Genomic DNA, 379 nt, shown 5'->3' on the forward strand with positions numbered 1-379 from the left:
CGAGGCTGTGCTGTTCAGGGCGCGGCTGGAAGCAGCCCGGCAGTGCGCGGCCGTGGATGGCTTTCTGATCGATCCCTGGCAACTGGCCGCAAGTCTTGAGGGGTTGCGACCGCACATCCGCGGCCAGGATGTGTACGAGCGGGGCAGCGAGGTCGATGCCCTGCGTTATGCCTTTGAGCAGTATCAGTGGCTGGCCCGGGCCTCAGCATCTCAAGAAGATCGGATTGCCGAAGTGCTCAGCCGCGCGGCCCTGCCGGTTGGCCGTCTTGGTGTGCTGTGGGGCAGTGCTCTGGCCTTCCGGGAGTGGATCGAAGGCGGTGAGGAGCGTGCCCCCTTCCGTGGGGCGCTGGTGCGTCTATGGCAGAAAGAAGGGGTGTTT

The 379-nt window shown here is 65.2% G+C and carries 1 pseudogene; it reads left to right on the plus strand.

Going from position 1 to position 379, the window contains the following annotated elements:
* Nucleotides 1-379 (plus strand): annotated as a pseudogene (locus tag J2D75_RS14335) (hypothetical protein); the annotation flags it as partial.

The sequence above is a fragment of the Acetobacter suratthaniensis genome (assembly GCF_017377745.1).
Taxonomy (GTDB): domain Bacteria; phylum Pseudomonadota; class Alphaproteobacteria; order Acetobacterales; family Acetobacteraceae; genus Acetobacter; species Acetobacter suratthaniensis.